A 352-nucleotide genomic window follows, 5' to 3' on the forward strand; every position below is an offset into this window, starting at 1 on the left:
CCGCCAGCGCCTGTGTCAGCAGCCGCGACAGGCTGGCCGTCCAGTAGTGCTGTTCCTGCAATTGCGGCTGGCCGCGGCTGTCTTGCAGCAGCAGTTGTGGCCGGTCCACTTCGGCAGGCAGGCTGACAGCCTCGACCAGGATCACCGCGCCGGCCTGCGGTGTGCTGCGGGCCGGCAGGCCACCCTGCAGCTGGTGGTAGTACAGCGGGGCCGTGCTGCAGCCGGCCAGCGCCAGCGCCAGCAGCAGGCCGCTGGCGGTGCGGACCAGGGGATTCTGGCTCATGGTTTGTCTTCCTGCTTGCCCCGGAGCAGCGCTTCCGGATGGCGGTCGAGATAATCACTCAGCGCGCGG

At 69.6% G+C, this 352-nt stretch carries 1 protein-coding gene; it reads right to left on the reverse strand.

The window, feature by feature from the left end; translation table 11 throughout:
• A partial coding sequence (locus JHD64_RS21295; RefSeq protein ID WP_199055632.1) for an ABC-type transport auxiliary lipoprotein family protein occupies positions 1-283 on the reverse strand: 283 nt, incomplete at its 3' end.
• Positions 284-352: the final 69 nt, after the last annotated feature.

The sequence above is a fragment of the Aquitalea sp. ASV15 genome, from assembly GCF_016429115.1.
Classification (GTDB): Bacteria; Pseudomonadota; Gammaproteobacteria; order Burkholderiales; family Chromobacteriaceae; genus Aquitalea; species Aquitalea magnusonii.